This is a genomic window from Streptosporangium carneum, from assembly GCF_027922005.1.
Taxonomy (GTDB): domain Bacteria; phylum Actinomycetota; class Actinomycetes; order Streptosporangiales; family Streptosporangiaceae; genus Streptosporangium; species Streptosporangium carneum.
The window spans coordinates 206,660-233,319 of sequence record NZ_BSEV01000004.1; the positions used below are offsets into that span (position 1 = coordinate 206,660).

Here is a 26,660-nt window from a genome sequence, read left to right on the forward strand (position 1 = left end):
ACCTCTCATTGACAAACGGAGGGGGCCCCCATATCGTAGCGGACACCAAACGGGGTGGGGCCCCATTTTGAGTTGCGGAGGATTGCCGTGCCTGAATCGTCATCGTTCGTGCTGGTCGTTGGAGCGACCGGCAAGCAGGGAGGCGCCGTGGCCCGCGCGCTGCTCCGCTCCGATGTCCCGGTTCACGCGCTGGTGCGAGACCCCGACACCGAGAGCGCCGCTGCCCTCGGCGCTCTGGGGGCCGTCCTTGTGCGCGGCGACCTCGACGACGTGGCGTCGCTGAAGGCGGCGCTCGACGGTGCCCGTGCGGTGTTCTCGGTGCAGACACCTGATGCCACTGACCTGGTGGGCGATTCCGAGGTCCGACGCGGGCGAAACCTCGTCGAGACCGCCCGGGCGGCGGGCGCCGAGCACTTCGTGCACACCTCAGTGTCGGGCGCGGGCACCGTCGACGTCGAACGCTTCGACGAGCAGCGCTGGGGTACGCACATGCTGCACTACTGGCGCAGCAAAGCCGCGATCGAGGACCTCGTGCGCGCCGTCGGTTTCCCCCAGTGGACGATCCTGCGACCGGCCACGTTCATGGAGAACTTCATCCGTCCGTCGTTCTATTTCGCGGGCATGACTTCGGATCGGCTCCTCGTCGCGGTCGATCCCGATGTTCGGCTTCCCTTCGTCGCAGTCGACGACATTGGAGCGGCCGCTGCTGCGGCATTTGCGGAACCTCGGCGTTTTCACGGCGTCGAACTCGAACTGGCCGGTGACGTTCTGAGCTTTCGCACCGCCGCACGGGTCCTGTCCGAGGTTCTCGGGGCGACGATCGAGCTTCCGGCCAGCCCGGAACACGCTCGCGCAAACGGCCTTGTGACCGAGCTCTTCCTGGCGCAGCGGTATATGAGTGCACATCCCGCACCGGCGCGTCCCGAATTCGCGGCAAACTTGGGGATACCGCTGACCGCCTTCCACCAGTGGGCGCAGACCGCCCTGCGTGGTCGGCCCTCCGGCTCGAACGGGAGTTGACCTCGGAGCCGTGGTCTGGACGAGGGCCTGCCCGGCGTCGGTGGCCTCGCCGTCGCCGCGCATCGGATCACGCGCGGCGCGCGCGGCCGTGACCATCTTGGACATCGCGGCCGCCGGACGCCCTCATCCGGATGACCACAACGGACCGTGATCATTGACCGCTTTTCATCCTGAGCAGCGGCCCTCTTCGATGAGCTGCAGGACGAGAATGGCCTGCACGATCGGGGTGGTGTGGTGCGCACAGCAGCGCAGCCGGGCCAGAACCTTCCAGGTCTTCAAGGTGGCAACGGCGCGTTCGCCGCGGACGCGGACGCGGGCGTGAGCACGGCTGGCCGATCGCTGGTGACGCGACAGCGGCGGGCAGAGCCGGTGGCGCTTGAACGGCGTGCGGATCGTGCCGCCTGCGCCCTGGTACCCCTTGTCGGCGAAGGTGTTCACCTTCGCGGTGGTCAGGGCGTCGATCAGGCCAGTGGTGCGTGCCGCGGTCAGGTCGTGGGTCGCGCCCGGCAGGGCGGGCGAGGCCCACGCCGGCCTGCCCGCCGGGTCGGCCAAGACCTGGGCGTTCATACCGTGGCGTTTGTGTTTTCCGGAGTAGTACGGCCGCTCGTCGGCCAGCCGGCAGGCGCGTAGGACGGCGGCGGTGACATCATCGGCAAGTGTGGCGAGCAGGTCAACCGCCTCGCGGACGTAGCGCCAGGCGGTGCTGGTGCCGAGGGCGAACCCCGCGGCCAGACGCGCGTAGGTGTCGCCATTGCGCAGGCGGGCCAGCACCAGCAGGGCTTGCCGGGCCGCATCCAGGCGCCGCCACCGGCAGCGCCGTTCGGCCCGCCGGACGCGGATCAGGCTGTGATTGGACAGCTGATATGAGGTGTTGACGCAAGCCGGAGGGGCTGGGCCGTTTCGCTTCGCCCACGCACGATTCGGGCGCGGGGTTGCGGCCGGACGTGATCCGCAGGGGCGCTGAGCAGGCCCAGGTGGCCGTTCGGCGAGAGTCGCGCGGACCGTCGTCCCTCTGGGGGAGGGACGCGGCGCGGCTTGTTCAGGGGCGTGGCGGCGACATCGGGCTGGCCGATGGCGTCGCTGGCGGTCAGGGTTGGTTGTTCTGTGCGTTGAGGTGGCCTTGCAGGTCCTCGGCGTTGAAGGGGTTGTCGGCCATGAGGTCGGCGGCGCGTCCGTCGAGTTCGCTCTGCATCTGGTGGGAGCGGGGGATCATAGTCTTCTCGTACGCGCGCAGGGCGTCGTCGATGGCGGGGTTGTGGGCGAGGGCGAGGGCGAGTTCGAGGGCGTCGAGCATGGCGAGGTTGACGCCGAGCCCGAGCGGGGGCATGAGGTGGGCGGCGTCGCCCAGCAGGGTGATGGTGGGGTTGGGCTCCCAGGTGTGCGGGACGGGCAGGGCGTTGATGGGGCGCTGGAGGTAGAGGCCGTCGTTGTCGGTGATGATGCGGCGCAGGCCGGGCGCCCAGTCGCGGTAGGCGTCCAGCAGGAAGGCGCGGATGCCTTCGGTGTCGTCGTGGGTGAGGCCGGCCTGGGCGAGCCAGTCGAGGGCGAGGCGCTGGATGAGGTAGACGCGGATGTGGCCGCCGCCGTTGTGCTGGGCGAACATGCCGCGCTCGCCGTCGCCGGCGACGGCGCTGCCGTTGCCGACGAACTCGGCGATGTCGGGGTGCTGGGTGTCGGCGTCGTGGAACCAGGCCTCGACGAAGGTGATGCCGGTGTACTGCGGGAGGGCGGCCGAGATCGCGGCGCGGACCGGGGACCAGGCGCCGTCGGCGCCGATGACGAGGTCGGCTTCGATGGTGGTGCCGTCGGTGAAGCGCAGCAGGCGCGGGCCGTCGGAGGGGCCTTCGACGACCCGCAGGGCGTGGCCCCACTGGACGGTGCCGGGGGTGAGGGAGTCCAGCAGCATGTTGCGCAGCACGCCGCGCTCGATCTCGGGGTGGTGGGCCTCGTCTTCGTCGGGGACGTGGTGGAAGCCGAGCTCTCCCGAGGCCGCGTTGTACTGGCGCATTTCCTGGCCTTCGGGGCGGCTGAGGGCGAAGAAACTCTCCAGCAGGCCGGCCTCCTTGAGGGCGAGCTGGCCGCTGTCGGTGTGCAGGTCCAGGCTGCCGCCCTGGTTGCGGACGCCCGCGGCGGCATCGGCTTCGTAGACGGTCACGGCGATGCCGTGCTTTTGCAGGATGGTCGCGCAGGTCAGGCCGCCGGGGCCGGCACCGATGATGGCGATGCGGGGTGCGTGCATGGTGGTGCTCCGTTTCGTGGCCCGGCCTGGCAGCCGGTGGTGATGGGAGAAGAGGGGTTCAGGTCCGTGCGGTGGCGGGGGCGTCGTCGGAGGCCGACGGCGGGGCGGCCTTGCCGAGCGGCGCTTCGACGATGAACAGCGCGGCCACCACGGCGACGGCGCACAGGACGGCGCCGGCGAAGAAGATGTGGCTGGTGCCGGTGGAGACCGCCTGGAAGTAGGCGTCCCTGGCGGTCGCGGGCAGCTGTTACAGGGCCGTGGTGTCGAGGTCGGTGCCGCCTGCGGGCAGGTGCCCCTGGACGGCGCGGGTGAACAGGGAGCCAAAGACGGCGACGCCGAGAGAGCCGCCCAGGCTGCGGAAGAGGTTGACCGAGCTCATGGCGGCGCCCATGTCGCGCAGCGAGACGCTGTTTTGGGCGATGGTGCCGGCCATTTGCATGGCGAAGCCGAGTCCGGCACCCACCAGCGCCATGTTGGCCGCCGAGGTGCCCTGCACCGTCTGCTGAAACAGTGGCAGGTACAGGCCGGTGCCGAGCATGACGCCGAGCATCACCCACCGCACGTTCTTCGGCACCGCGGCGGGCCCCGAGGCGGGCTCGGGGACGGTTCCGGGCATGGCGGATCACTCCCTATTCTCAGGGGCTTTGGTAGAGGGGCAAGGGCCGCAGGTGCTCCTGCCGACCGCCGCACCGAGATAACCACACCAGATTCAAAAGTGCAACACGACAACTTTTAGATCTGAACAACAAGTGGTGTAGGTTGCTTTCATGCTTGATGACAACCCTGCTCCCATCGGGCGCCGTGAGCGCAAGAAGGCCGCCACCCGCCAGGCCATCGCCGACGCCGCCCTGCGGCTGTTCCTGGAGCGCGGCTACGACGACGTGGGCATCCGCGAGATCGCCGACGCCGCCGATGTGTCCACCACCACGCTGTTCAAGCACTTCCCCGTCAAAGAGGCCCTTGTCTTCGACGAGGCCGAGGACGTCGAGACGAGCCTGCTGGCGGCCGTACGCGACCGCCCTTCCGGCCAGTCGATCCCGGCCGCGCTACGCGAGCACGCTCTGCGCTTCCGGCGGGCCGGCGCCAACAGCACCCCCGAGTTTCGGGCCTTCCTCGACCTGATCAACAGCACCCCGGCACTGAGCGACTACCAGCGGGCCATCTGGCTGCGCTACACCACCTCCCTCGCCCAAGCCATCGCCGAGGACAGCGGCCTGCCCGCCGACGACCCGGCCTGCACCGCCCTGGCCCACTTCGCCCTCGAAGCGCCCAGCTCTGTGCGTGGCCATCACGACGCCAGCGAAGCCATCACCCGCGCCTTCGACCTCCTCGACCGCGGCTGGCAGGACATCGCCCCCCAGCCGTAGCCGACGAGCTCGCCCCTCCACCCCGGGACGGCCCTTCGCTCCCGAACATGTCCCAGCCGTCAGGTAGATCTTCATCCTTCCCGCCGGGCTTGTTCGATGGAGTGTCGGGGTCAGTGAGGGGAGAAGCGCGTGGGAAAGCACGGCGACGGCAAGGGCCCCAGGACAAGGAGTTCGACCTGCCGGAGGTCGTCTGCGATCCCGACCAGAACCGTAAGGCCACCGGTGACCATGCCAGTGAGGGCGAGGCAAGGACGGCGGAAAACAGTGTCCGGCCTCTCCGGTGACATCGCTGGCAGGCTCGAGCGCCTGGTCGCCTCCCTGGGCCGTCTGGAGGTGCCGGTCGAGCAGGCGCTGCGGGCGGTGCCCCGCCACGACGGCTCAAGGCAGACGCGGCATCGAGGTCCGCCGGTACGGCGACCGGCCCGTCTGGGACGAGGTCGTCGACGCCTACTTCCAGTGGGTGAACTGGGGCCAGCCAGGCCGCAGCCGGTTCGGCATGACCGTCACCCCCGACGGGCAGCAGGTGTGGCTGGACGAGCCGAGCCGGACCATCGGCTGACCCGCTCGGTCTTCGCGGCCAGCGGACCGGAAGGCCAAAAAGCTGGCTTTTCCGCCAGCGAGAACGGCAGCGGAGAAGCCAGCCTCTGTACCCGCCATCTGGCCTGCGGTCTCTGGAGGGCACGGCCCGTTTCGGCGGTATTGCGGAAGTGGCATCCCCGCTAGTTGAAACAGTCCTGCTTGTTGAGCGCGATGCCGTACTCGGTGACCTTGCCGCGCGTGATGTCGAAGAAGTAGTAGGCCCTCTTGTTGCCGGGGACCTTGATCACGTAGAAGCCCTGGAAGTCTTTCTTGATGCGCGGGTAGGCCGCCTTCACCTGCTTGGCGGTGGAGCCGATCTCGATGCCTTCCGGGGTTCTCATGCCCTTCGCGGCGAAGATGGCGGCCAGTCCCACCTTCGGCGAGATGTAAATGCCAACCGAGTCCTTGGGGGTCGGGAACTTCTTCAGGTCCCAGCCGGAGCAGCCGCCGCTGCCGCCCGGCGTCTTCTGGACGACGTCTCCCGTCGTCTTGGCCTGCTTGACGGTCATGCCGAGCTTGACTGCGCCATAACCGTGGGTACCCAGCGTCGGCTTCGTCTGGGCGTTCGCCGCGGTGGCGCCGGAGACCAGCAGTGAGCCGGCGAGGAGCGAGGCCCCGATCATCGTCTTCATCACGTTCTGTCTGACCGCGAAACGCCGGTAAAGGTTCTGGGTAGAGCTACTTTTCCTCTGGTGACGCCGATCCGAGCGAGGGACCGACAAAGTTGATGTCATGAGGATTCCTCCTTGCATCCGGGATGGACGAGGCCGTCGCCCACCCACCGGCGCCGGCCGGTAAAGCCGCGGATGACTACCATCGCTGCGGAGTTTCCTCTGACCAGGCCGCTGATTCGTAATACAAACAACTTCATCTGGTGGGCAATGCAAACAATGTCAGGCACTCTGAGAGGCGCCTCCGAGGAGGATCGATACGGATTCTGGTGGCAGCGCAGGAAGCAGTGCCGTTTCAGCAGCTCAGGTGCGATGAGTATCGGCCGGGCATGAACAACACATTGGAGGCGCCGACCGGCCGCCCGCCGATCGCTGCCCCCGCTGCCGCGACCGCGGTCAGGGCGCAGGCGACGACGACGCGTACGCGGACGCTGTTTCCCATGGCGCTGTCCTCCGAATTACCGAAGTGCCGCGATCCGGCTTCGTGGTTGACCGTGGTTGTCAGCCGCTGATGAGAAAGGTAGGAGTGCAGGGCTCTGTCCCGAATCACCGCGTTGCGGACATTCCGTGTAGCTCATATGAGGGACAAGCGCGGCGACATCGGGATCAGAGATCGCTAGGCTCTGAGCCATGTCGGGGACCTGGGCCGGCGACCGCTTACGGAGGTTGCGGGAGGTGTGGCGCGTCTACGACGCCACGGTGTGGGACCGGTGGCTGGCCGTCGTGTCCACTGTGCTGGCGTTCGTGCCGACGCTGTCGATCATGAGCGTCCAGTTCGGCAACCTGCCAGGACGCCCGGCCGACGCGTTCCAGATCGTCCTGATCCTGGCCCAGACGGTGCCTCTGGCCGTGCGTACCCGATGGCCCGCCGCGTGTCTGGCGATCAACGGCACGGCTTTCGTGGTCCACGAGGCGCTCGGCTATCCGATGCATTTCGGCACCGTGACGGTGTACATCGCGCTGTACTCGGTGGGCGCGCACCAGGAGCGGTTCCGGCGCGTCATCGCCGTCGTGGCGTCGGCCGCGTACGTCGTGCTGTGCGTGGCCATGGTCCTGCTCGGCGAACCGGCTCTGCAGAGCGAGTTCCTGGTGTTCTACCTGCTTTTCGCCGTGTGCTGGCTGGGCGGCACCTTCGTACGCGGGCAGCGGCTCCAGGAGGCCGAGCGACGGCGGCTCGCCACCGAGGCCGCGGCCGCCGCGGAGCGGGCGCGCATCGCGCGGGAGCTGCACGACGTGGTGACCCACCACGTCACCGCCATCGTCGTGCAGGCCGACGCCACGCAGTTCGTGGCCACGTCGCCGGAGCGCGTGGTCACGGCACTGTCCACGATCGGCGGCGCCGGCCGCCGAGCCCTGGCCGAACTGCGGTATCTGCTGGACGTGCTGGAGGCGACCGGAGAGTCGGCCACGCCCGTCGTGGGCAGCGTGCGAGACCTGGTCGAACAGACCCGAAGCGGCGGCCAGCCGATCGAACTGGTGGAGGACGGCGACCAGCCCTCACTCCCGGTCGGCGTGGGACTGGCCGTGTACCGGGTGGTGCAGGAGGGCCTGACGAACGCCGTCAAGTACGCCGAAGGCCGCCCCACCGCCGTTCGCATCGGCTACCGGGACGACCGCGTCGAGGTCGAGGTGACGAACGCCGCCGCCGCGGTCCCCGTCGGCGCGAGAAGCAGCCTCTCCGGCGGCCGCGGCCTGGCCGGACTGCGCGACCGGATAGGCGCGCTGGGCGGCGAGCTGGCCGCGGGCGAGCAACCGGACGGCGGTTTCCGAGTCTCCGCGTCGATCCCCGTAGGCGGTACCGAATGACCATCCGTGTGATGATCTGCGAGGACCAGGAGGTCGTCCGTACCGGCTACGTGACGGCGTTCGACGCGCAGCCGGACATGGCGGTGGTCGGCGTGGCCGCCGACGGCCCGGCCGCAGTCGAGGCGGTCACCAGCCTGAAGCCCGACGTGGTGGTCATGGACATCCACATGCCGCTGATGGACGGCATCGAGGTGACGAGGCGCATCGCTGGCCCCGGTGTCGTGGTGCCGCCGAAGGTACTGGTGGTGACCACGTTCAACGTGGACAAGTACGTCTACGAAGCCCTGCGTGCCGGAGCCAGCGGCTTCCTTCTGAAGGACGCCCCTCTACTGGAGCTGGTGAACGGCGTCCGCACCGTCGCCCGCGGAGAGTCCCTGCTGTCCCCCACCGTGACCCGTACCCTGATAGGTCGCTTCGCCGACCGCCTCCGCCCGGCCGTCCCCACCTCCGACGAGGGTCCGCTGGCCGTCCTGGCTCCCCGTGAACGCGAGGTACTGCGGCTGATCGCCCGTGGCCTCTCCAACGCCGAGATAGCCGCGGAACTGGTAATCAGCTTCGAGACCGTCCGAACCTACGTCTCCCGGATCCTCACCAAACTGGACCTACGCGACCGCGTCCAAGCCGTGGTCTTCGCCTACCGCACAGGCGTCGCCGACGACGACCGCTGAAACCGGCAAGCGCCTTGCACCCTGACGCCGCGCTGACCTGCGCCTCGCTGCAGGTGGCGGCGGCCACTCGGGGCGGTGACGTGGACGAGGTGATCTTCCATTCGGACCGCGGCTCGGAACACACGGTTGCCCGCTACCAGGAGCCATGCCGGCGCCTGGGCGTGGTCCAGTCCATGGGCTGCGCGCTCGACAACGCAGCCGCCGAGGCGTTCAACAGCACGCTCAAAGTCGAGTACGTGCACCGCCACCAGTTCCGTACTCGGGCCGAGGCCCGTCTGAAGATCGCCACCTGGATCGCCGACTTCTACAACACCACCCGGTGGCACAGCGCCAACGACGGCCTGCCGCCCATCACATTCGAACGTCACATGATCGAGAGAAGGACAGCCTCAGTCGCGAACTTCGCCTGTCTTTCCGCACCGTCCGCAAGTTCGCCAACGCCGCGAGCGTGAACGAACTCCTGGCTCCGACTCTCGATCGCTCCAGCAAGCTGGATGCGTCCAAGCCCTGTCTCACCCGCAGGTGAAACGAAGGCTGCACCAACGCCATTCAGCTCCACGCCAAGATCAAGGCCCAGGGCTTCACCGGCAGTCCCCCACTGTCCAGGGCTGGCTCAAACCGCTGCGTGGACACCGTGACGTGCGACAAGAGCCTAGCCCGCCGCCCAGACCCCGCCGCGCCACCGGCTGGATCATGAAGCGCCCCGACCGTCTGGACGCCGAAGGAAAGGCCGGGCTGGAGCAGATTCTTGCCGACTGTCCCGAACTCGCCACCACCGCAGGACTGGTTCGCGACGCGATCACCCTGCGGTCCAGGCCGGGCTGACACTGCCCTACAGCAGCGGCGCCGTCGAAGGAACCGTCAACAAGATCAAATTCTTGAAGAGGCAGATGTTTGGCCGCGCCAACTTCGACCTCCTCCGGGTCCGCGTTCTCCGTTACACGTGACAGAGCGTCCCCTGTTGAGCCGCGACCGAGAATGTCAGTGGTGGGCGCGGATCTATCCGAGCTGGATGACATGCTTGCCGCGCACGCCTCCGGCCTCCAGGGCACGGTGCGCGTTGGCGATGTCCGCCAGGGAGTGGACGGTGTCCACGACCGGGCGGACGTCACCGTTTTCCGCGTGACGGGCCAGCTCGGCGAACAGTTCGTGGCGGGGGTTGCCGCTGAAAAAGCGCACCCTTCGGCTTCCGTGAACGGCTGAGCCCATGATGTATCCGAGGCTGGCCAGCAGGCGGTCGAGGTCGAAGGAGACCGCCACCATGCGCCCGCCCGGAGCCAGCAGTCGCCGGAAGGCGGAGTGCTGAGTGCCGACCGTGTCCAGGACGACGTCGTAGCCGCCCAACGCGGACGGATGAGTCGTCCGGTAGTCGAAGACCTCGTCGGCGCCAAGGTCGCGGACGAAGTCAAGGTTGGTCGCGCCCGCGAGTGCGGTGACATGCGCGCCGTACAGCTTGCCGATCTGGACCGCGACGCTGCCGACGCCGCCGCTCGCGCCCCGCACCAGCAGGCGCTCACCGGGCGAGAGCCGGGCCTTGTCACGCAGACCGGTGATCGAGGTCGTCCCACCCGCCAGCAGCGAGACCGCCTCCACCGGCGTGAGGTTGCGGGGAGCAAGCGAGAACTGGCGGGGGCGGACCGCGACGTACTCCGCGGCGCTGCCGAACGAGCGCCCCATGAACCCCCACACCCGGTCCCCTTCGCGCCACCCCTCCACCCCGGGTCCGACCGCGGCGATCTCGCCCGCATAGTCGATGCCCACTCGCTGGGGAAAGCGGAATCCTGTCACCAGGCGCACCTTTCCGGCCCTGCCGGACAGCTCGCCGCCGTTGACGGTGGTGGCGTGCACACGGACCAGCACCTGGCCGGGGCCGACCTCTGGCACCGGCACCTCGCCCTCGTAGAGCACCTCCGGCGGGCCGTAGCTGTCGTAGAGGGCGGCGCGCATCTGGTTCACGGATCTCCTTCGGGTGGCGAGCTGGTGTTCAGCCACGTTAACGCCGTAACCGGACGACTCCTTCCACTTACGCTAAAGTGAGAGACATGCCTACTCAGCCCTATCGGAAGCCGGGGCTACGCGCCGACGCGGCGCACAACCGCGACCGCATCCTCGAGGCCGCCCGCGAGGCGTTCACGGCCGGAGGGATCGATGTCCCGCTCACGGCAATCGCCCGTCGCGCAGGCGTGGGCGTGGCCACGCTCTACCGCCGCTTTCCCACCCGCGCCGCGCTCGTCACCGAGGCCTTCTCCGAGCAGCTCGCCGCCTGTGTCGCCGCGCTGGACGAGGCGCTCGCCGATCCCGACGCCTGGCACGGGTTCTGCGCCTTCATCGAGAAGGTCTGCTCCATGCAGGCCGCCGACCGGGGCTTCACCGCAGCGTTTCTGTCGCGCTTCCCGGATGCGATCGACTACGACCACATGCGAGTCCATGCCGAGAGCCAGCTTGCCGAGCTGGTACGGCGGGCCAAGACGGCAGGGCGGCTCCGCGCAGACTTCGACGAGTCCGATGTCACGCTGCTGCTCCTGGCCAACGGTGGCATGGTCGCAGAATCACCGGAGGAGTCGCTGGTCGCGTCCCGGCGCTTGGTCGGCTACCTCCTCCAGTCCTTCCGCGCCGACCGGACTGAGCCCCTGCCTCCACCGGCTCCCCTCGGCTTGCACAGGCTCCATCAATGATCCGAACCACCACCTCAACAACGGCGAGGGTCCTTCTACATCACCCTGAGTCACCGATCATCAAAAGTGAACCAGAGCCCGTATAGTTCATCGGCGACGTCTCGACGGTCACCGCAGCGGTGCCTGCGATGGCGGGTCAACCATCGTATGTTGGCCGTCAGCGTTGGATTGGGGACGCCGACCCGCCTGAACTCCCAGCTCGCCACCCGGCAAGTTCGCTCGCTGACCTTGAACGCCTACAGCGCCGTTTGGCCGATCTGGTCATCGACACGCACGTTGACGGTTCGGGCTGCGACCGGCCACCAGCCGAACGAAGCAGCCGGGGCGTGACGGCGCTGGCGCGGGCCGTCGTGTCAGTGCGGTCGGTCTGACTCCCTGGCCGGCCGCTCGACGGCGGTGATCTGGAGGGTGTCGATCCGGTGGCGCAGCCGGGCGGGCATGACCCGCCGTACGGTGTTCAGCGCCCGTGCCGCGGCCTCCTCGATGCCGGCTCCGGACACGGCGGCGGTCTGGAGCGCGACGGCCAGGGCGACGGCCTGCTCGTCGTCGAACAACAACGGGGGCAGGTCCGCGTCCGCTTCGAGTCGGTAACCGCCGTCGGGACCCTTGGTCGCCACGATGGGGTAACCGAGTTCGCGCAGGCGGTCGACGTCCCGGCGCACAGTACGCGCACTGATGTCCAGCCGTTCGGCCAGCAGCGCCCCCGGCCAGTCCCTGCGCGCCTGAAGCAGCGAGAGCAACGCCAGCAGTCGCGCGGAGGTCTTCGGCATGACCTGATACTGCCCTGAGAAGCGGCCACAACCTGACCTCTTCCTCTGTGACTGTTGTCTCGCGCCGGACAACGGCGTCCAGAAACGACAATCAATGGTCAGGAGCCGAATATGGCCGTCAAGTCCGTGACTCATCTGAACTTCCGTGGCGACGCCCGCGCGGCGCTCGAGTTCTACCAGTCCGTTTTCGGCGGTGACCTCGCCGCCGTCACCTACAAGGACGCCGGGAGCGTGCAGGACCCCGCCGAGGCGGACCAGGTGATGTGGGGCCAGGTGCTCGCCGGCAACGGCTTCCACGTGATGGCCTACGACGTGCCCTCGCGGATGCCGTGGAACCAGGGCGAGAACTCCTTCTTCGTCTCCCTGCGCGGCGAGAGCGCGCAGGAGGTCACCGCGTACTGGGACAAGCTGTCCGAGGGCGCTACCGTCGTGCAGCCGCTGGGGCCCGCGCAGTGGGCGCCGCTCTACGGCATGCTCAAGGACCGCTTCGGCGTCGTCTGGGTCGTGGACGTCGTGAGCGAGTACAACGGCTGAACAACACACGTGGTGCGGGAGCGCGCTTCCCGCACCACCCCCAGGGCCACCGAAGAGACCGAAGGAGACAGCCTTTTTCAACCTGACAGTGCAGGGCAGCATGCAGGGAGGTGGGTTGAGATGAGTCCCCCGGCAAGACAGCAGTCGACCCAGATCCGATATCCCAACCGGGAGCCTCGTCGCTGTCTTACCCTGCCGCGATTGCGCTGTCCGACCGCACTCTTGTCCGCCTGGCCGACCTGATCCGCGCCCACCGCGCCGAACGGTGCTCCCGATGGCGCCGCGGGGGTGTCCCCGCATGGTGGACAGTCGCCGGTAGGTCGCGCGGGGGACGAGTGCGGTGCGCCGGGGGGCCGCCGCTCCCTGTCGTGTGGTGCGGGCGCCGCTGGGGATGTGCGCCGTCTGCGGCGGCGTCGGAAGCGGCCGAGGGGCGTGCGGCCGATCTCATGTGCTGTTGTTGTCCCCCATGCGAGCTACCGGTGATTGTCCACCTGGTGGGGACGATCCCGGCGCGCCGGATGCCTAGCGTTTCCCGGTGTAGCGGCGGAGTCCCGCCGTGTGACCCGCACCTGAGGGAGTCGTCATGCGGTTGCTGAAACAGTTCGTGCCGGTCGCGGTGGTCGCCTTCGGCGGTAATGCGATCATGGGCGTGGTGCAGGGCAGTCCACTTCTCACCCTGCTCTTCGGCGTTGCGGTGGCCGTACTCGCCGTGTTCGTCTACGCGCGGGTGATGCGGTGGTCCGAGCGCCGCGCACCGGTCGAGGTGGCGACGCAGGGAGCCGCCGGCGCCGGCGCGCAGGGGACGCTGATCGGTGTCGCGCTGTTCGCGGCGGTCATCGTGAGCATCGCTGTCGTGGGTGGCTACCGGATCGGCGGTCTGGGTTCGCCGGCGGCTGCGGTCGGGCTGCTGGGCGTCATGGCCGTCGCCGCGGTGACCGAGGAGCTGCTGTTTCGCGGCATCCTGTTCAGGATCGTCGAGGAACGCGCCGGTACGTGGCTGGCGCTGGTGCTGACCGGCCTGCTGTTCGGCCTGTCGCACCTGTTGAACCCGCATGCCAGCCTGTGGGGTGCGATCGCTATCGCGATCGAGGCGGGCGGCATGCTCGCCGCGGTCTACGCCGCCACGCGCACTCTGTGGGTGCCGATCGGTGTGCACTTCGGTTGGAACTTCGCGGCGGCCGGCATCTTCGGCACCGAGGTGTCGGGCAACGGCGTGGCGCAGGGGTTGCTGCGCGGTGTGACGTCGGGCCCCGCTGTGCTGACGGGTGGTGAGTTCGGTCCGGAGGCGAGCGTGTTCGCGGTGGTGGCTGGCCTGCTGCTGACGGTCGTGTTCATGCGGCTGGCCCGTCGGCGCGGAAACGTGGTCCCGTTCCGGCGCGGCGCGGACGCTACGCTCGCACGGTGATCGATCTGCGGCGGGTCATGGAGCTGTGGCGGCAGTGCGGCGTCGTGATCCGGGATTCGGTGTTCGGGCTGCTGTTCGCCGTCGCATCGCTACTACCAGCCCTGCACGGCAAGGGGACGCAGGTCGGTGATCTGCCGATGGGCCCTTTCGACGCACTGGCCTTGGTGGCGGTCGCCCTGCAGTGCCTTGCGCTCGCCGTGCGTCGGCGGTGGCCGGCGATGTGCCTGGTTCTGGTGTCGCTCGGCTTCGTCCTCGACCAGGTGCGCGCCTACCACGTGTTCGCGAGCAACGCGATGCCCATCGCGCTCATCAGTGCGGGCGCGCACATGGAGCGGCACCGGCGCGTCACGGTAGTCGTGCTGTCCATGGCGTATGTGGCGCTGGCGCTGGTGCTGGACCGGTTGGGCGGGACTGAGAGGGTGGAGGGTTATGTGGCGTTCTACCTGGCGCTGGCGCTGGCGTGGGGTACGGGGGCGTGGTTGCGCTCGACTCGCGCGGCCGAGGCCGAACGCCGTCGCCATGCCGCCGAGGCCACCCGTGCCGCCGAGCGCACGCGGATCGCTCGCGAGCTCCATGACGTGGTGACGCACCATGTGACGGCGATGGTCGTGCAGGCCGAGGCCGCGCGTTATCTGACCGCGGCTCCCGACCGCCTTGACGCGGCGCTGGGTACCGTCACCGACACCGGTCGGCGGGCTATCTCCGATCTGCGCCACATGCTCGACCTGCTCAAGGCCGATCATGACAGTGAGGTCGGGGTGCCTTCCGCGGGTGAGCTGGGCGCGCTCGTGGAGCAGACCCGTCAGGCCGGGCAGCCGGTGGAGTTCACCGAGGAGGGCAGTGCGGCGGAATCGGCGGGCAGTGCCGAGTTCGTGGCCTATAGGGTCGTGCAGGAGGCCCTGACGAACGCGCTCAAATACGCCTACGGCAGCCGTACCGTGGTTGTAGTGCGCTACGGGGAGAAGGAGATCGGCGTGGAGGTGAGCACCGACGGTTCGGGTTCGCGGGCCGGTTCTCCCGGTGGCAGCGGGCGGGGTCTGGCCGGGCTCCGCGAGCGGGTCAACGCCTTGGGCGGTGAGTTCAGTGCGGGCCGGCGGGCGGGTGGCGGCTTCGTGGTGCGGGCCCGCATCCCGGCGGGGTGCCCGTCGTGACGGCGCCGCTTCGGGTGCTGGTCTGCGACGACCAGGCGCTGATCCGCACCGGTTTCGCGACGATCATCGATGCTCAACCCGACCTTGAGGTGGTGGGCGAGTGCGGCGACGGCCGTACCGGGGTCGATCTGGCCCGGCGGCTGAGTCCGGACATCGTGGTGATGGACGTGCGGATGCCGGTGCTGGATGGTATCGAGGCGACTCGCAGATTGGCCGGCGCCGGGGTGGCCGATCCCGTCAAGGTGCTCGTGGTGACGACGTTCAACCTGGACGAGTACGTCTATGAGGCGTTGCGGGCAGGGGCGAGCGGGTTCCTGCTGAAGGACGCTCCGCCGGCGCAGTTACTGCACGGTATCCGCACCGTCGCGACGGGTGCGGCTCTGTTGGCGCCGGAGGTGACGCGGCAGCTCGTCGGCAGGTATGCGGCGCGCATCCGTCCCGTCAGAGGCACGGAGAACGATGTCCCGTTGACTCCGCGTGAGCTGGAGGTACTGCGTTTGATCGCCGATGGCCTGTCCAACGGTGAGATCGCCGCCGCGCTGGTGATCAGCCAGGAGACCGTCAAGACGTACGTGTCGCGCATTCTCACCAAACTCGATCTGCGCGATCGCGTGCAGGCGGTGGTCTACGCCTACCGCCGGGGCCTGGTGACCTGAGAGGCGCTGCGCGGCCCGGTTCGAGGTGCGTGCACCGGTCGCCGGGCCGCTCTTGGATTCAGACGATCAACGCAACGCTGCGAGTGGACGGGTGGATCGTGGCTCGGGTGGGTCGGCCGGGAATGTCGGACGCGATGAAAGAGGACTTGTGGCGGCGGTGGCGTGCCGGTGACTCCATCAGCGTGATCTCCCGGGCGCTGGGCAAACCCTCGGGGTCGGTTTTCACGGTGCTGAAGCACCATGGCGGCATCGCGCCGGCCGAGCGGGTGCGCCGGGCCGACCGTTTGAGCGCTGAGGACCGGAAAGCGATCTCTCGCGGCCTCGAGGCTGGAGCCTCACTACGTTCGATCGCCGTGTCGATCGGCCGGTCGGCATCCACGGTGAGCCGGGAGGCCGCCCGCAACGGCGGCCGGGTGAAGTACCGTGCGGTCGCCGCCGAGCAACGCGCTCAAGAGCAGGCACGTCGCCCAAAACCGTCCGCCCTGCAGGACAACCCGGTGCTGCGCCAGCCGGTGATTGAACTGCTCGACAACGAGTGGTCCCCAGAGCAGATCGTGGGACATCTGCGACTGATGCACGCCGGTAACCCGCTCATGCGGATCAGCCACGAAAGCATCTACCGCGCGATCTACACGACCCGGTGGAAAGTGATCCCGCGTGAGCTGTGCACCAAGCCGCGCACGCGCCGTCCCATCCGCAAAAACAAGAAGAACACGGTCAAGGGCCAGTGGCGTTCCCAGATCGCTGGGGCACGGCCGATCGAGGAACGGCCTGACGCAGCCAACGCCCGAATCGAGCTCGGCCACCTCGAAGGCGATCTCATCGCCGGAGCCAAGAACAGCCAGGTCGCGACGCTGGTCGACCGCAAGTCCCGCTACCTGACCATGGGCGCGCTACCCAGCCGTCACACCACGACGGTCATCCCCGCCCTGCAGCAGGCGTTCTCACGGCTGAATGCTCGCCTGCTCAGCACTCTGACCTGGGACCGCGGCATGGAGCTCGCGGGCCACCGGCTGCTGACCGAAGCGACCGGCGTCGACGTCTTCTTCGCAGCACCGCGCAGCCCATGGCAGCGGGGCACGAACGAGAACACGAACAAACTGATCCAGCAATACCTACCAAAGGGCACCGATCTGAGCTTGTACAGCCAAGCCGACCTCGACGCCCTGGCTGCCCGACTCAACAACCGCCCCCGCAAGTGCCTCGGCTACCGAACCCCGGCCCACTGCGTTGCCTTGACTCTTTGAATCTAAAAAGGCCCCCGGAGGCTGCCACGTGACGGATAACGGACATCACGCGGAGCCGCTCGCCGGGCAGATCGTCCGCGCGGGGGAGCGGGGCGCGACGGGTGCAATCACGACCGTCGAGGCGAGGCGGCACACCGCGGCGGACTACGCGCTCAGCGATGCGGGCCCGGGCCCGCATCGCTGATGGCGTACCCCCAACACCCGGCGCGCGTATGAACGCCAATGGGCCGATTTCGGGGCTGAGGAACAGCGGTACAGCCATTAGCGGTGAGAATGATCTTGGCGTTTTCGCTGGTCGTGAGCACTACAGTTCGATCACGATGCGGACGAACCAGCCGATCAGGTAGCTATCGTCCGCTTCATGCCGGTTGAGTTTCTGACGGATGAGCAGGCTGCGGCGTATGGGACGTTCGCCGAGGTGCCGATGCGGTCGGAGCTGGAGCGGTTCTTCTATCTGGACGATGTCGACCGGGACTTGATCGCGTTGCGCCGCACGCGCTCGCACCAGCTCGGGTTCGCTCTCCAACTGACGACGGTTCGCTACGTCGGACTGTTCTTGGAGGATCCGCTGGAGGTGCCGTGGCCGGTGGTGGAGTACCTGGCCGAGCAACTCGACATCGCCGATCCCTCGTGGGTGAAAGCGTATACCCGCCGCAAGCAGACGGCCTACGAGCATGGGTGGGAGATTCGCGACGCCTACGGCTACAAGGTGTACGAGGATCACGAGATGGGCCGGAAATTCCGGACCTTCCTCCACGGCCGGGCGTGGATCCACGCCGAGGGACCGGTCGCTCTGTTCGACCACGCGGTGGGCTGGCTGCGCCGGCATCGGGTGCTCTTACCCGGCGTCCATCTGCTGGCCCGGCAGGTCTCCGAGGTCCGCAAGGCAGCGGAGAGCCGGCTGCACGCGACGGTCGCCAAGGCCACCCGCCAGGTGGATCCGGCGCTGCCCGGCCAGCTACTCGCACTGCTGGAGATCCCGGAAGGCAAGCGATGGTCGGATCTGGAGCGGCTGCGGAAACCACCGACTCGCAACTCCGGCAGCAGCCTGGCCAAGGCGCTGCATCGGGTAGAGGAGATCTCCGCCTTCGACCTGGGACGGCTCAAGCTCGCGCATGTGCCGCCGAACAGACTGTCGGCACTGGCTCGGCAGGCGATGAACAGCAAGACCTCCAACCTGGGACGGCCCAGCGAGCCCAAGCGCACCGCGCTGGTGTGCACCCTGGTGCGTCACCTGGAAGCGATGGCCATCGACGACGCGCTGGATCTGTTCGCGCTGCTGATGTCCACCAAGCTGATCAACCCGGCCCGGCGCGGGACCGACAAGGAGCGCCTGGCCATGCTGCCGAAATTGGAGAGAGCCTCCCGGATCCTGGCGAGGGCTTCCCGGGTGTTGATCGAGCGGCTGCAGGCGGTAGAGGAGACCCAGACGGACCTGGATGTCGCCGCGTTGTGGGCGGCGGTGGCGACCGTGGCCTCACGCGCCGAGGTACATCAGGCGCTCGAGCAGGTCGAATCTCTGATCAGCCCAGAAGACGATGGCGGCGACAGTGCGATGCGACGTGCGCTGACCGACCGCTACAACACGGTCCGACCGTTCCTGACGCTGCTGGGTGAGTCGCCGGCGCTGGGCGCCGCCTCCGGCGGCAAGCGGGTGCTGGCCGCGGTACGGCGGCTGCCTGCGCTGGCCCGCCGCAAGGTGAAGCAGCGGGCGCTGCTGCCCAAGGAGATTGATGAGAAGCTGGTGCCGCCGATGTGGCGGCGCGCCGTGTACGCCAACCCCGGCCTGCTGGCCGGGTCGGTCGATCGCGATGCTTATGTGATGTGCGTGCTGGAGCAGCTCATGCGGGCGCTGCTGCGGCGTGACATCTTCGCCCCACCCTCGCACCGCTGATCCGATCCTCGCGCCCGGCTGCTGGACGGAGCGCAGTGGCAGGCGGTCCGCGAAGACGTCCTGGCGGGTCTGGGACTGGAGGTCCCGGTGATCGAGCATCTGGCTGAGCGGGTGCACGTGCTGGATGCCGCCTGGCGGCAGATGGCCGACCGACTAGAGGAAGCGGGCGAAGAGGCCAAAATCTCCATCGTGGTCCCGGAGAGGGGACGCCCCAAGCTGAACGTGGAGCGGCTCGGCGCGCTGGGCGAAAGCGAGATGCTGCGCTGGCTACGGGCGACGACCGCCGCGATGCTGCCCCGCATCGAACTGCCGGATCTGCTGTTCGAGGTGCACTCCTGGACCGGATTCCTGGACGCCTTCGTCCACGCCGCCGATGGCTCCACTCGGATGGAGGATCTGGCTACCTCGCTGGTGGCGTTGCTGACCAGCGAGGCCTGCAACATCGGCCTGTCTCCGGTGATCAACTCGAATGTGCGGGCACTGACGCGGGACCGGCTGGCGCATGCGGACCAGTACTACCTGCGCGGTGAGACTCTGGCGGCGGCCAACGCGCTGCTCATCCAGGCCCAGAGCGAGGTGCCCATTGTGAACGGCTGGGGCGGCGGGCTGCTCGCCTCGGTCGACGGGCTGCGCTTCGTCGTGCCCAAACGCAGCATCAACACCGGGCCGTCGCCGAAGTACTTCCACTTCAAGCGCGGACTCACCTGGCTCAACGCGATCAACGACCAGGTGTCCGGGATCGGGCAGATGGTGGTGCCCGGCCCCCCGCGCGACAGCCTGTACATTCTCGACACCCTGCTGAACCTGGACGGCGGCATCAAGCCGGAGATGGTCACCACCGACAACGCCTCCTATTCCGACATGGTCTTCGGCCTGTTCGACATCCTCGGCTACCGCTTCTCACCTCGCTTCGCCGACCTGGTCGACCAGCGGTTCTGGTACGCCGACCTGCCCGACCAAGCCCGTGGCAGCTACGGCCCAGTGGACGCGCTAGCTTGCAACAAGATCAACCTTAAGAAGATCATCACTTGGTGGCCGGACATGCTGCGCGTGGCCGGGTCGCTGATCACCAACCAGGTCCGCGCCTATGACCTGCTGCGCATGTTCGGCCGCGAAGGCCGCCCCACGCCGCTCGGGCAGGCCTTCGAGGAGTACGGCCGCATCGCCAAGACTCTCCATCTCCTCGCCGTGATCGACCCGGTCGATGACACCTACCGGCGCCGGGTCAACCGGCAGCTCACTATCCAAGAAGCCCGCCACACGCTGGCCCGGGAGATCTGCCACGGTCGGCGCGGCCGTATCCACCAGGCGTACCGTGAGGGCCAGGAGGATCAGCTCGGATCCCTCGGCCTGATCCTGAACGCGATTGTCCTGTGGAACAGCCGCTACCTGGATGCCGCCGTGGAACAGCTGCGTGCCCATCCGCCCAAGGACCGAGAAGTGCTCGACGAGGACGTGGCCCGGCTCTCACCCCTCGGCTATAAGCACATCAACACGCTGGGCCGCTACAACTTCATCGCCTCCCAGCCCGGCGAAGGCCTTCGCCCGCTACGCGACCCCTCCCAGCACGAAGAAGACGAGGGCTGATTGCAGGCCTTAACCCGCCCATGAGGGGTCGTAAGTAAGAGGCATGCGCCCAGCCGCCAAATTCGTGATCATGGCGACCCCGTCCGACCTTGTCCAGGATCGGGATTTCGTTCCAAATCACTCCGACCCCCTCAACCGTGCGGGCAAGATCGATCGTCGAGCGCTCGCCAAGATGCTCGATCCCGCACTCCCCCACCCGGACGCAACACGCAACCCTCACGTTGTGCCATTCACTGGCACGGGAGGGACGGATACGGGAAACTGTCCCAATGCCTGCTGAGTACACCCAAAGTGACCAGTTCCGTGGTGCCCGCATCCACCTGAGCGACCTCTCCGGCCTCGAGATTCGCGATTGCGACGTCACCGGCCTGAAGATCGTGGACTCCTATGGGGGCAACGTCTCCCTCGGTGGCGGCTTCGAGCGCGTCGTTGTCAACGACGTCGACGTGACCACCTACGTCGAGGCCGAGCTCGACCGGCTGCATCCCAACCGGGTGCTGGCCCGTGAGGCCACGTCCGCCGCCGAATACCGGGCCGCTTGGGATGCCATCGAGAAGCAATGGGAGGAGACGCTCGACCGCGCCAGGAGCCTACCCGAGGCGAAGCTACACGAGCAGGTCGACGGCGAGTGGTCGTTCGTCGAGACGCAGCGGCATCTGCTGATGGCCAGCGATGCCTGGATCGGCAACGCCGTGCTCGAGGAGGACGCGCCGTACCACCCGTTGGGCCTTCCTGCCGGCGGGATGCCGGCCGAAGCATCGGCGAAGCTCGGGCTCACCCTCGATGCCACCCCGACGCTCGACGAGGTACTCGCGCCGCGGCTCGCCCGCATGGCCACGATGCGCCGGGTCGTCGACGAGCTCACCGAGGCCGAGCTCGATCGGGTATGTGGTCGCAAGCCGGCGGACCCCTACCCGGACCGGGAGTACGTCGTGCGCCGCTGCCTCACGGTGGTGTGCAAGGAAGAGGCCGAGCATCACCGGTATGCGGTCCGCGACCTCACCGTGCTCGAGGCCGGTGCCCGAACCGAGTGAAGGCGCGTCCCGGCAATGGACGGCGATCTCGCGATCCTGCGCTTGACCAGCCCATCTTGCTGTCGGAGCCCCTCATCGCACCCGCACTGCCCAGCCAGGGCGCGGTGCCGACCGGCGAGGTAGTCACGACCGGCTACGGAAAGACCAGCAATGCGGGCTTCCCCAACGAACGACGCGCGGTCTTCCTCGATGTCACGCCGCGGTGGACCTGCGAAGGCATCTACCAGTTCGTGAAGGCGATCACGCCCGGAATGAACTGCACCCTCAAATCCGGCCAGACGGCCGGAGCGTGCGGCACTGGGTGATGTCGTCATCGGAATCGTCTCCTGAAATATCTCTGGCCAGTGCGGCAACCCGACCTATCCCACCGTGAATAGGAATGTTTCTCAGCACCGAACCTGGATAAGCGGCAACGTGGGGAGGTAGCCGGCGGTTCATCCACCTGCCTTCAGCCGGAACGCGAGGCGGCGGGGCGCCTGCACGCGATAGCTGTCCGTCACCAGCTCGGCAACCTCGACCCAGTCCGTCTCGTCGTCCAGCACCATTCCCACGACATTCACACCCCAGTCGGCCCGGAAGAACGGAGGGCCGGCATGCGCCAGCGCGGCCAACTCCCCGGGCGGCGCCCGGAAGGTCATCAGGATGGCCGGATCGTCCATATCGATGTACGCCGACCCCCTCCCGTCGGTGGTGTAGACGTGCAGGAACGTCCGCCGGCGAATTCGCCACCGCAGGCCGATCCACGCCGGCTCCTCGTACGCCTCGGGCAGCTCCCCGCAGATCACCCGGAGCCGGCCCACAACGGCGGGTGGAACGTCCGCGATGTCGCTCATCTGTACCTCCCGCGCCCATCCTGCCCGCCGGGTAGGACATCAGCACATCAGAGTCTCCGGGGTTGGCGGGGCCGCACCGACGTCATAGGACTATCGGGCCCTGGGCGCGCGCTTCACGTGGCCGATCTTGACGCCCTGGATGGCACGCCGGTGCTGGACATCAAACCGTACCTCCGCGAGTTCGCGCCGCAGGACGAGGTACGGCAAGCCCCCTGGGCAACCAACCTGATGCATCAGTACTACTAAAACTGGATCGCGGGCCCCGGAAGATCTCGTCCCACAGAACCGGTCGGCTGAAGGCTGGGCCCGCGAGATCACTTCCGGTCGATCCCGGCGGGCGTTTCATAGACGAGCACACATGAAACAGTTCTCACCGGAGATCGCGAACAGGGCATTCGCCGTTTCATAGGTCGTTTCAAAACTGTAGCCACATGAAACGACCCCATGAAACACTCGCCGGGTGAATGACGGGTACCTCAGCGTGGAAACCCACGGCTGCCCCATGTCCAGCTGTGCCGCGCCCGCCGGGTCACCTTGCCGGACCAGCAAGGGCAGGGTGGCGATCAACTACCACACCGCCCGGTTCCGCCTCGTCCCCTCGCTCGCCAAGGCCCTGACGGTTGTCACCCCGCCGATCCGCAAGCCGGGCACTCCGTGGGTCGAACTGCCCCGCCCCGCAAGCTCCGGGGCCGAGCTGAGCGGGCACGTCCGGATCGGGTACGCTCGCGCGTCCACAGCCCGACAGTCGCTCGACACCCAGCTCGACTCTCTCACCGCCGCGGGCGTGACGAAGATCTTCTCCGAGAAGATCTCAACCCGCGCCGTCAGTCGTCCCGAGCTCGACCGTGCGGTGGAGTTCGCGCGGGAGCTGCGGGCCGCCAGCCTCGGTGTCACGCTAGTGGTCCACGAGCACAAGCGCCTCGGACGCGGCCTGGCCCTGGCTGAGCTCGCCGAGCAGCTCAAGTCCTATGGCGTCGCCCTGGAATTCCTCACCGGCGAACTTCAGGGCAACCACGACCCGTCCGGGATCGTGTTCACCGTACTCGCCGCGCTTTCCGGCATGGAACGCGAGTACATCCGCGACCGCACCCTGGAAGGCCACGAGTCAGCCCGTACCCGCGGCCAGACCATCGGCGGCGCCACCGTCACCGACGACGCCATGCTCTCCCTGGCCCTCCACCTGCGCGAGAAGAACCTCAGCCTGCGCGAGATCGCGGCCAAACTCGTCATCACCAAGGGCAAGAAGAAGGGCCGACATCCCTCACCCGCGACCGTCCTGCGGATGCTCCGCGAACACGACGAAGCCGATGAAGATCATTCTCACCGCTAATGGCTGTACCGCTGTTCCTCAACCCTGGATTTCTCCACCTGGTGCGTCGAGCACGGCCGAGTGGAGTTGCCCGCCATCGGTAACACGCTGGCCGAGTACGTCGAGACGTTGTGCGCGGCCGAGCAGGCGCCGGCCAGTATCGAGCAGGCCATTGCCTGCGTACGTATCATGCACCGCCTGGCCGGTCACCCCAACCAGCCCGCCACCGACGCCGCCCGCCTGGCACTGCGCGCCTACAAGCGGGCCCGTGCCGAGGCCGGCACCCGCGGTCAGCGCGAGGCTCCACCGGTGGGCATCGACGCGCTGCGCGCCATGGTCAGCGCCTGTGACCTGGGCACGCGCATCGGCCTGCGTGACCGGCTGCTGCTGGTGCTAGGCCTGGCCATGATGGGCCGCCGCTCCGAGCTGGTCGCCCTGACCTGCGACGATGTCCGCGAGGTTCCCGATGGGGTGGAGGTCACCATCCGTACTTCCAAAACCGACAAGGACAGTCGGGGCGAGACCATCGCCATCCCCCGGGGCAGTCACCCCCTGACCGATCCGGTGGTCGTTTGGACCGACTGGATGGCCGTGCTCACCGAGGCCGGACAGGCCTCCGGGCGCCTGTTGCGTCGCATCGACCGGCACAGCAACCTCGGTCCTCGGCTGGGCGCCGACGCCGTCAACGTCATTGTTCGCGACCTGGCCGTACGCGCGGGCGTGCCCGGCGGGGAAAGCTTCACTGCGCACAGCCTGCGCGCCGGCGGCGTCACCGTCGCCTACGCCGCAGGCGTCCCGGTTTCCGTCATCGCCAAGCACGGCCGCTGGGCCCCTGCCTCACCGGTCGTGCTGCGCTACATCCGCGCCGTCGACCGCTGGGGCGACAACGCCATGCGCAACGTCGGCCGGTAACCCATGCAAAACCGGACGGCACCACTGGGCCTTCACCGGCCTGACCAGCCAAAACGGCTCGTGGCCTGCGTCGGCCCGCGTGTTGCTCGTTGCCGCTGCCCGGGAAGGGCCTCATCACCGAACCCGAGGACTGGACCGGAGCGACAACACCGCACATCGTGAGGACTTCTCTGAGCGTCTCTGAGACGCTCACACATTTTCGCCGCAGCGGTCGTCGACACCGGAGAACGCCTCTCCCGACACCGCACCCCGCCCCGGCTCACGGGGGATGGGTATCAAGCCTGACCAGGCGAAGAGGGACGGCATCCCAGCCGAGGGGCTACTCGTCGTCGACAGAGGCCTCACCGACACCCTGACGCCGACCTCCGCTGAGAGCAGATGGTGAACCTCCAGGTCAAAGCATCTTTCTCTGCGTCGCGCCTTCCCGGAACGTCACGTGACGTCAGCGACGCCGACTTGCTCTGCACCGGTCTTTGGCAGCGAAGAATCTCGGCGCCGACGTAACGGCCCATCCCGCCAGCGCTCAGGCCGTCACCGCCGAGCCAGGCCGTGCCTGGGGGGCATGGCTCGGCGTTGGGTCTATGGCCGCCGGCGTGACAACACGTCCTGCGCAACGCCGGCCTGTAGTCCCGGACGCCTCCGGCGGCGTGACGTAGTCAAGAGCCTCGTAGATGATCATTCGCAGCCCAAAAGTGCCTCTGACCTGCACACTGACACCTCATGCAGATCTCTGCTGACATCTCGATGCAGATTCGCAGGCAGCTAGGAGCCACGTTCCGGGAGGGGAGAAGGATAACTTGCGGGAATTTACATTCCCGGTAGTTGGCAAGATGTGCCTTCAGTGCAACGGATCATGATTATTGATTTTGATTTTCTAGAAAATAAAAAATGCTACCCTGGGACGGTGAGCGAGGGGGCAGGTGTGGTGACGCCATGCAAGCACTGTGGGATGCCGGTCGAGCAGCGGTCGGGGCGAGGGAGGCCTCGGGCTTACTGTCCGCAAGGCGACTGTCAGGCGGCGGCCAAACGGGAACGGGAGCTGAAGCGCGCCACACCTGGCCTGGAAGGCGCGCTGGCTCGGGCGGAAGAGTTCTACGAGCGCATGGAGAAAGGCATGGCGGCGGCGATCGCGCCGTTGGCGCAGATCTTGGCCGATGAGTTGAGTCCGGCGGGAGTGGAGGCCAAGCTGAGTGCGGTGCAGGCCGAGGCCCACACCCGGGTGGCGATCGCGCGCACCGAGCGGGAACAGGCCTTCGAGCAGGTACGGCTGGCACGCGAGGCCACCAGCCACGCCCGCCGTGAACGGGATGCGATGGCGCGGCAGGTGGAGGAGGCCAACGCTGAGCGGGACATCGCCCTGGCCGACGCCGAGACCGCAAGGGAGCAGGCGCTGGCGGCCCTGCACGAGGCGGCGGCGACCGAACGGCTGGCCAAGCACGCGGAGCAGGAGGCCCGGAGACGAGCCGATCGGGCGGAGGCGGCCAGGGACGCGGCCTTGCAGGAGGCGGCCGAGCAGGTGGAGGCGGCCGAGACCGCGGCGAAGCAGGCGCGGCTGCTGGCCGTACAGGAACAGGAGCAGGCCGAACAGGCCCGCGCGGAACGCGATCACGCTGAGCGGGCGGCGAAGACCGCGCAAGAGGCACGGGCCGAGGCCGAACGAGCCGTCGCCGCCTCCGAGGCCCGGGCACAGGCGATCGAGGCCGAGCGGGACCGGGCGCAGGCACGGGCCGACACCGAGGCCCGGGCACACGCAGAGGCTTTGGCCGAGGTGGCCGAGGCCCGGGCACAGGCGAGTCGCGCGGACAGGCAAGCGGTCCAGGCCGGTAAACGGGCGGAGCGACGGCTGGCCGAAATGGAGGAACGGACTTCGGCCAGAGTCGCCGAGACGGAGGAGCGGGCCGCGGCCAAGGTCGCCGAGGCTCAGGCCGAGAGAGACAGAACGCTCACACAGCTCGCCATGGAGCAGATGAGATCATCGGATCTGCGGGAGCAGATAGCGGCGATACGTCTCGAAGCGGACCAGCTCAGGGAGCGTGCGGTGGCCGCGGAGCTGCGAGGGGCAGGAACGGCCGCCCCGAAGCGCGAACCATCGTGATCACCTGCGGCGACGGCGATTTCCGCTGTCTGTCCCCGTCCGACCACGCGTCCTCGCCCGCGCGTCGCGGGCGTCCGCGACCGCCGACGTCGCCCGGCTCCGCGCCGAGGGCCACGACATCGAGGACGAGGACGTGGCCCGACTCTCCCCGCTCAAGGACCGGCGCATCAGCTTCCTGGGCCGCTACCTGTTCAACGTCAAGGCCGGC

General features: G+C 68.1%; 27 protein-coding genes and 2 pseudogenes. 22 read left to right on the plus strand and 7 right to left on the minus strand.

Annotated elements, in window-relative coordinates; all coding sequences use genetic code 11:
• The first annotated feature begins 87 nt into the window (after positions 1 to 87).
• Entirely contained in the window at positions 88 to 1,020 is a 933-nt protein-coding gene (locus PKF00_RS12545; protein ID WP_271217628.1) for an NmrA/HSCARG family protein, read from the plus strand.
• Between the two features lie 165 nt (positions 1,021 to 1,185).
• Here PKF00_RS12545 and PKF00_RS12550 read toward each other — a convergent pair whose 3' ends face one another.
• From PKF00_RS12550 to PKF00_RS12560, 3 genes are all read right to left on the minus strand, one after another.
• The gene (locus tag PKF00_RS12550) at positions 1,186 to 1,878 is read right to left on the minus strand and encodes a transposase family protein (protein ID WP_271217823.1); all 693 of its coding nucleotides are present in this window, start codon (positions 1,876 to 1,878) and stop codon (positions 1,186 to 1,188) included.
• 229 nt (positions 1,879 to 2,107) lie between these two features.
• Positions 2,108 to 3,259 carry an FAD-dependent oxidoreductase gene (locus tag PKF00_RS12555; RefSeq protein WP_271217629.1) on the minus strand — a complete coding sequence of 384 codons (1,152 nt, stop codon included), beginning with the start codon at positions 3,257 to 3,259 and terminating at the stop codon, positions 2,108 to 2,110.
• A gap of 247 nt (positions 3,260 to 3,506) precedes the next feature.
• The gene (locus tag PKF00_RS12560; protein WP_271217630.1) at positions 3,507 to 3,875 is read right to left on the minus strand and encodes an MFS transporter; all 369 of its coding nucleotides are present in this window, start codon (positions 3,873 to 3,875) and stop codon (positions 3,507 to 3,509) included.
• Positions 3,876 to 4,026: 151 nt separating this feature from the next.
• On the opposite strand from PKF00_RS12560, the gene PKF00_RS12565 reads away from it, so the two are divergent.
• A complete protein-coding gene (locus tag PKF00_RS12565) occupies positions 4,027 to 4,626 on the plus strand; it encodes a TetR/AcrR family transcriptional regulator (RefSeq protein WP_271217631.1) in 600 nt (199 codons plus the stop codon).
• A gap of 280 nt (positions 4,627 to 4,906) precedes the next feature.
• On the plus strand, positions 4,907 to 5,185 hold the full coding sequence (locus tag PKF00_RS12570) for a hypothetical protein (RefSeq protein WP_271217632.1): 279 nt from the start codon (positions 4,907 to 4,909) through the stop codon (positions 5,183 to 5,185).
• Positions 5,186 to 5,345: 160 nt separating this feature from the next.
• Here the strand turns inward: PKF00_RS12570 and PKF00_RS12575 are convergent, their stop codons facing one another.
• Positions 5,346 to 5,837 (minus strand): hypothetical protein, encoded by a 492-nt coding sequence (locus PKF00_RS12575; RefSeq protein WP_271217633.1) that lies wholly within the window; start codon positions 5,835 to 5,837, stop codon positions 5,346 to 5,348.
• Between the two features lie 368 nt (positions 5,838 to 6,205).
• On the opposite strand from PKF00_RS12575, the gene PKF00_RS12580 reads away from it, so the two are divergent.
• The 5 genes from PKF00_RS12580 to PKF00_RS12600 all read left to right on the plus strand — a co-directional run bounded on the left by PKF00_RS12580 (position 6,206) and on the right by PKF00_RS12600 (position 9,175).
• Positions 6,206 to 6,388 carry a hypothetical protein gene (locus PKF00_RS12580; protein WP_271217634.1) on the plus strand — a complete coding sequence of 61 codons (183 nt, stop codon included), beginning with the start codon at positions 6,206 to 6,208 and terminating at the stop codon, positions 6,386 to 6,388.
• 118 nt (positions 6,389 to 6,506) lie between these two features.
• Positions 6,507 to 7,682 carry a sensor histidine kinase gene (locus tag PKF00_RS12585; RefSeq protein ID WP_271217635.1) on the plus strand — a complete coding sequence of 392 codons (1,176 nt, stop codon included), beginning with the start codon at positions 6,507 to 6,509 and terminating at the stop codon, positions 7,680 to 7,682.
• A complete protein-coding gene (locus PKF00_RS12590; protein WP_271217636.1) occupies positions 7,679 to 8,350 on the plus strand; it encodes a response regulator in 672 nt (223 codons plus the stop codon). The genes PKF00_RS12585 and PKF00_RS12590 overlap by 4 nt, the downstream gene beginning before the upstream one ends.
• An 80-nt stretch (positions 8,351 to 8,430) precedes the next feature.
• Positions 8,431 to 8,802 carry an integrase core domain-containing protein gene (locus PKF00_RS12595; protein WP_271217637.1) on the plus strand — a complete coding sequence of 124 codons (372 nt, stop codon included), beginning with the start codon at positions 8,431 to 8,433 and terminating at the stop codon, positions 8,800 to 8,802.
• Positions 8,803 to 9,043: 241 nt separating this feature from the next.
• Positions 9,044 to 9,175, plus strand: a complete 132-nt coding sequence (locus PKF00_RS12600; protein ID WP_271217638.1) for a hypothetical protein — start codon at positions 9,044 to 9,046, stop codon at positions 9,173 to 9,175.
• Between the two features lie 174 nt (positions 9,176 to 9,349).
• Here PKF00_RS12600 and PKF00_RS12610 read toward each other — a convergent pair whose 3' ends face one another.
• The gene (locus PKF00_RS12610) at positions 9,350 to 10,297 is read right to left on the minus strand and encodes an NAD(P)-dependent alcohol dehydrogenase (protein ID WP_271217824.1); all 948 of its coding nucleotides are present in this window, start codon (positions 10,295 to 10,297) and stop codon (positions 9,350 to 9,352) included.
• A gap of 95 nt (positions 10,298 to 10,392) precedes the next feature.
• Here PKF00_RS12610 and PKF00_RS12615 point away from each other — a divergent pair, with 95 nt between their 5' ends.
• Entirely contained in the window at positions 10,393 to 11,025 is a 633-nt protein-coding gene (locus PKF00_RS12615) for a TetR/AcrR family transcriptional regulator (protein ID WP_271217639.1), read from the plus strand.
• A 380-nt stretch (positions 11,026 to 11,405) separates the two neighbouring features.
• On the opposite strand, the pseudogene PKF00_RS12620 reads toward PKF00_RS12615, so the two are convergent.
• Positions 11,406 to 11,795, minus strand: a pseudogene (locus PKF00_RS12620) (helix-turn-helix transcriptional regulator); the annotation flags it as partial.
• 111 nt (positions 11,796 to 11,906) lie between these two features.
• On the opposite strand from PKF00_RS12620, the gene PKF00_RS12625 reads away from it, so the two are divergent.
• The 9 genes and pseudogenes from PKF00_RS12625 to PKF00_RS12670 all read left to right on the plus strand — a co-directional run bounded on the left by PKF00_RS12625 (position 11,907) and on the right by PKF00_RS12670 (position 21,608).
• Positions 11,907 to 12,329 (plus strand): VOC family protein, encoded by a 423-nt coding sequence (locus PKF00_RS12625; protein ID WP_271217640.1) that lies wholly within the window; start codon positions 11,907 to 11,909, stop codon positions 12,327 to 12,329.
• A gap of 583 nt (positions 12,330 to 12,912) precedes the next feature.
• A complete protein-coding gene (locus PKF00_RS12635) occupies positions 12,913 to 13,734 on the plus strand; it encodes a CPBP family intramembrane glutamic endopeptidase (RefSeq protein ID WP_271217641.1) in 822 nt (273 codons plus the stop codon).
• Positions 13,731 to 14,885 (plus strand): sensor histidine kinase, encoded by a 1,155-nt coding sequence (locus tag PKF00_RS12640; RefSeq protein ID WP_271217642.1) that lies wholly within the window; start codon positions 13,731 to 13,733, stop codon positions 14,883 to 14,885. Before PKF00_RS12635 ends, PKF00_RS12640 begins: the two co-directional genes overlap by 4 nt.
• Entirely contained in the window at positions 14,882 to 15,541 is a 660-nt protein-coding gene (locus tag PKF00_RS12645) for a response regulator (RefSeq protein WP_271217643.1), read from the plus strand. The genes PKF00_RS12640 and PKF00_RS12645 overlap by 4 nt, the downstream gene beginning before the upstream one ends.
• Positions 15,542 to 15,675: 134 nt before the next feature.
• Positions 15,676 to 16,788 carry an IS30 family transposase gene (locus tag PKF00_RS12650; protein ID WP_271217644.1) on the plus strand — a complete coding sequence of 371 codons (1,113 nt, stop codon included), beginning with the start codon at positions 15,676 to 15,678 and terminating at the stop codon, positions 16,786 to 16,788.
• Positions 16,789 to 16,816: 28 nt separating this feature from the next.
• Positions 16,817 to 16,972 (plus strand): hypothetical protein, encoded by a 156-nt coding sequence (locus PKF00_RS12655; RefSeq protein ID WP_271217645.1) that lies wholly within the window; start codon positions 16,817 to 16,819, stop codon positions 16,970 to 16,972.
• Positions 16,973 to 17,149: 177 nt separating this feature from the next.
• Positions 17,150 to 20,269: pseudogene (locus PKF00_RS12660) on the plus strand (Tn3 family transposase).
• 269 nt (positions 20,270 to 20,538) lie between these two features.
• Positions 20,539 to 21,303: a DinB family protein gene (locus tag PKF00_RS12665; protein WP_271217646.1), complete on the plus strand. Its 765-nt coding sequence runs from the start codon at positions 20,539 to 20,541 to the stop codon at positions 21,301 to 21,303.
• A gap of 56 nt (positions 21,304 to 21,359) precedes the next feature.
• On the plus strand, positions 21,360 to 21,608 hold the full coding sequence (locus tag PKF00_RS12670; RefSeq protein WP_271217647.1) for a S1 family serine peptidase: 249 nt from the start codon (positions 21,360 to 21,362) through the stop codon (positions 21,606 to 21,608).
• A gap of 129 nt (positions 21,609 to 21,737) precedes the next feature.
• Here PKF00_RS12670 and PKF00_RS12675 read toward each other — a convergent pair whose 3' ends face one another.
• Positions 21,738 to 22,136, minus strand: coding sequence for an MmcQ/YjbR family DNA-binding protein (locus tag PKF00_RS12675; RefSeq protein ID WP_127933457.1), 399 nt, complete (start codon positions 22,134 to 22,136; stop codon positions 21,738 to 21,740).
• Positions 22,137 to 22,220: 84 nt separating this feature from the next.
• On the opposite strand from PKF00_RS12675, the gene PKF00_RS12680 reads away from it, so the two are divergent.
• The 4 genes from PKF00_RS12680 to PKF00_RS12695 all read left to right on the plus strand — a co-directional run bounded on the left by PKF00_RS12680 (position 22,221) and on the right by PKF00_RS12695 (position 26,452).
• Complete coding sequence (locus PKF00_RS12680) at positions 22,221 to 22,382, plus strand: TrmO family methyltransferase domain-containing protein (RefSeq protein ID WP_271217825.1); 162 nt, start codon at positions 22,221 to 22,223, stop codon at positions 22,380 to 22,382.
• Positions 22,383 to 22,596: 214 nt separating this feature from the next.
• Positions 22,597 to 23,466, plus strand: a complete 870-nt coding sequence (locus PKF00_RS12685; protein WP_271217648.1) for a recombinase family protein — start codon at positions 22,597 to 22,599, stop codon at positions 23,464 to 23,466.
• 60 nt (positions 23,467 to 23,526) lie between these two features.
• Entirely contained in the window at positions 23,527 to 24,357 is an 831-nt protein-coding gene (locus tag PKF00_RS12690; RefSeq protein WP_271217649.1) for a tyrosine-type recombinase/integrase, read from the plus strand.
• A 1,114-nt stretch (positions 24,358 to 25,471) separates the two neighbouring features.
• Complete coding sequence (locus PKF00_RS12695) at positions 25,472 to 26,452, plus strand: coiled-coil domain-containing protein (RefSeq protein WP_271217650.1); 981 nt, start codon at positions 25,472 to 25,474, stop codon at positions 26,450 to 26,452.
• The last annotated feature ends 208 nt before the right edge of the window (positions 26,453 to 26,660 follow it).

Excerpts from the sequence above, each read along its gene's own strand:
- PKF00_RS12555 (WP_271217629.1), bottom strand. The coding sequence starts at position 3,259 with ATGCACGCACCCCGCATCGCCATCATCGGTGCCGGCCCCGGCGGCCTG.
- PKF00_RS12560 (WP_271217630.1), bottom strand. The coding sequence starts at position 3,875 with ATGCCCGGAACCGTCCCCGAGCCCGCCTCGGGGCCCGCCGCGGTGCCG.
- PKF00_RS12565 (WP_271217631.1), top strand. The coding sequence starts at position 4,027 with ATGCTTGATGACAACCCTGCTCCCATCGGGCGCCGTGAGCGCAAGAAG.
- PKF00_RS12575 (WP_271217633.1), bottom strand. The coding sequence starts at position 5,837 with ATGAAGACGATGATCGGGGCCTCGCTCCTCGCCGGCTCACTGCTGGTC.
- PKF00_RS12580 (WP_271217634.1), top strand. The coding sequence starts at position 6,206 with ATGAACAACACATTGGAGGCGCCGACCGGCCGCCCGCCGATCGCTGCC.
- PKF00_RS12585 (WP_271217635.1), top strand. The coding sequence starts at position 6,507 with ATGTCGGGGACCTGGGCCGGCGACCGCTTACGGAGGTTGCGGGAGGTG.
- PKF00_RS12590 (WP_271217636.1), top strand. The coding sequence starts at position 7,679 with ATGACCATCCGTGTGATGATCTGCGAGGACCAGGAGGTCGTCCGTACC.
- PKF00_RS12600 (WP_271217638.1), top strand. The coding sequence starts at position 9,044 with ATGAAGCGCCCCGACCGTCTGGACGCCGAAGGAAAGGCCGGGCTGGAG.
- PKF00_RS12610 (WP_271217824.1), bottom strand. The coding sequence starts at position 10,297 with ATGCGCGCCGCCCTCTACGACAGCTACGGCCCGCCGGAGGTGCTCTAC.
- PKF00_RS12615 (WP_271217639.1), top strand. The coding sequence starts at position 10,393 with ATGCCTACTCAGCCCTATCGGAAGCCGGGGCTACGCGCCGACGCGGCG.
- PKF00_RS12625 (WP_271217640.1), top strand. The coding sequence starts at position 11,907 with ATGGCCGTCAAGTCCGTGACTCATCTGAACTTCCGTGGCGACGCCCGC.
- PKF00_RS12635 (WP_271217641.1), top strand. The coding sequence starts at position 12,913 with ATGCGGTTGCTGAAACAGTTCGTGCCGGTCGCGGTGGTCGCCTTCGGC.
- PKF00_RS12650 (WP_271217644.1), top strand. The coding sequence starts at position 15,676 with ATGAAAGAGGACTTGTGGCGGCGGTGGCGTGCCGGTGACTCCATCAGC.
- PKF00_RS12665 (WP_271217646.1), top strand. The coding sequence starts at position 20,539 with ATGCCTGCTGAGTACACCCAAAGTGACCAGTTCCGTGGTGCCCGCATC.
- PKF00_RS12675 (WP_127933457.1), bottom strand. The coding sequence starts at position 22,136 with ATGAGCGACATCGCGGACGTTCCACCCGCCGTTGTGGGCCGGCTCCGG.
- PKF00_RS12695 (WP_271217650.1), top strand. The coding sequence starts at position 25,472 with ATGGCGGCGGCGATCGCGCCGTTGGCGCAGATCTTGGCCGATGAGTTG.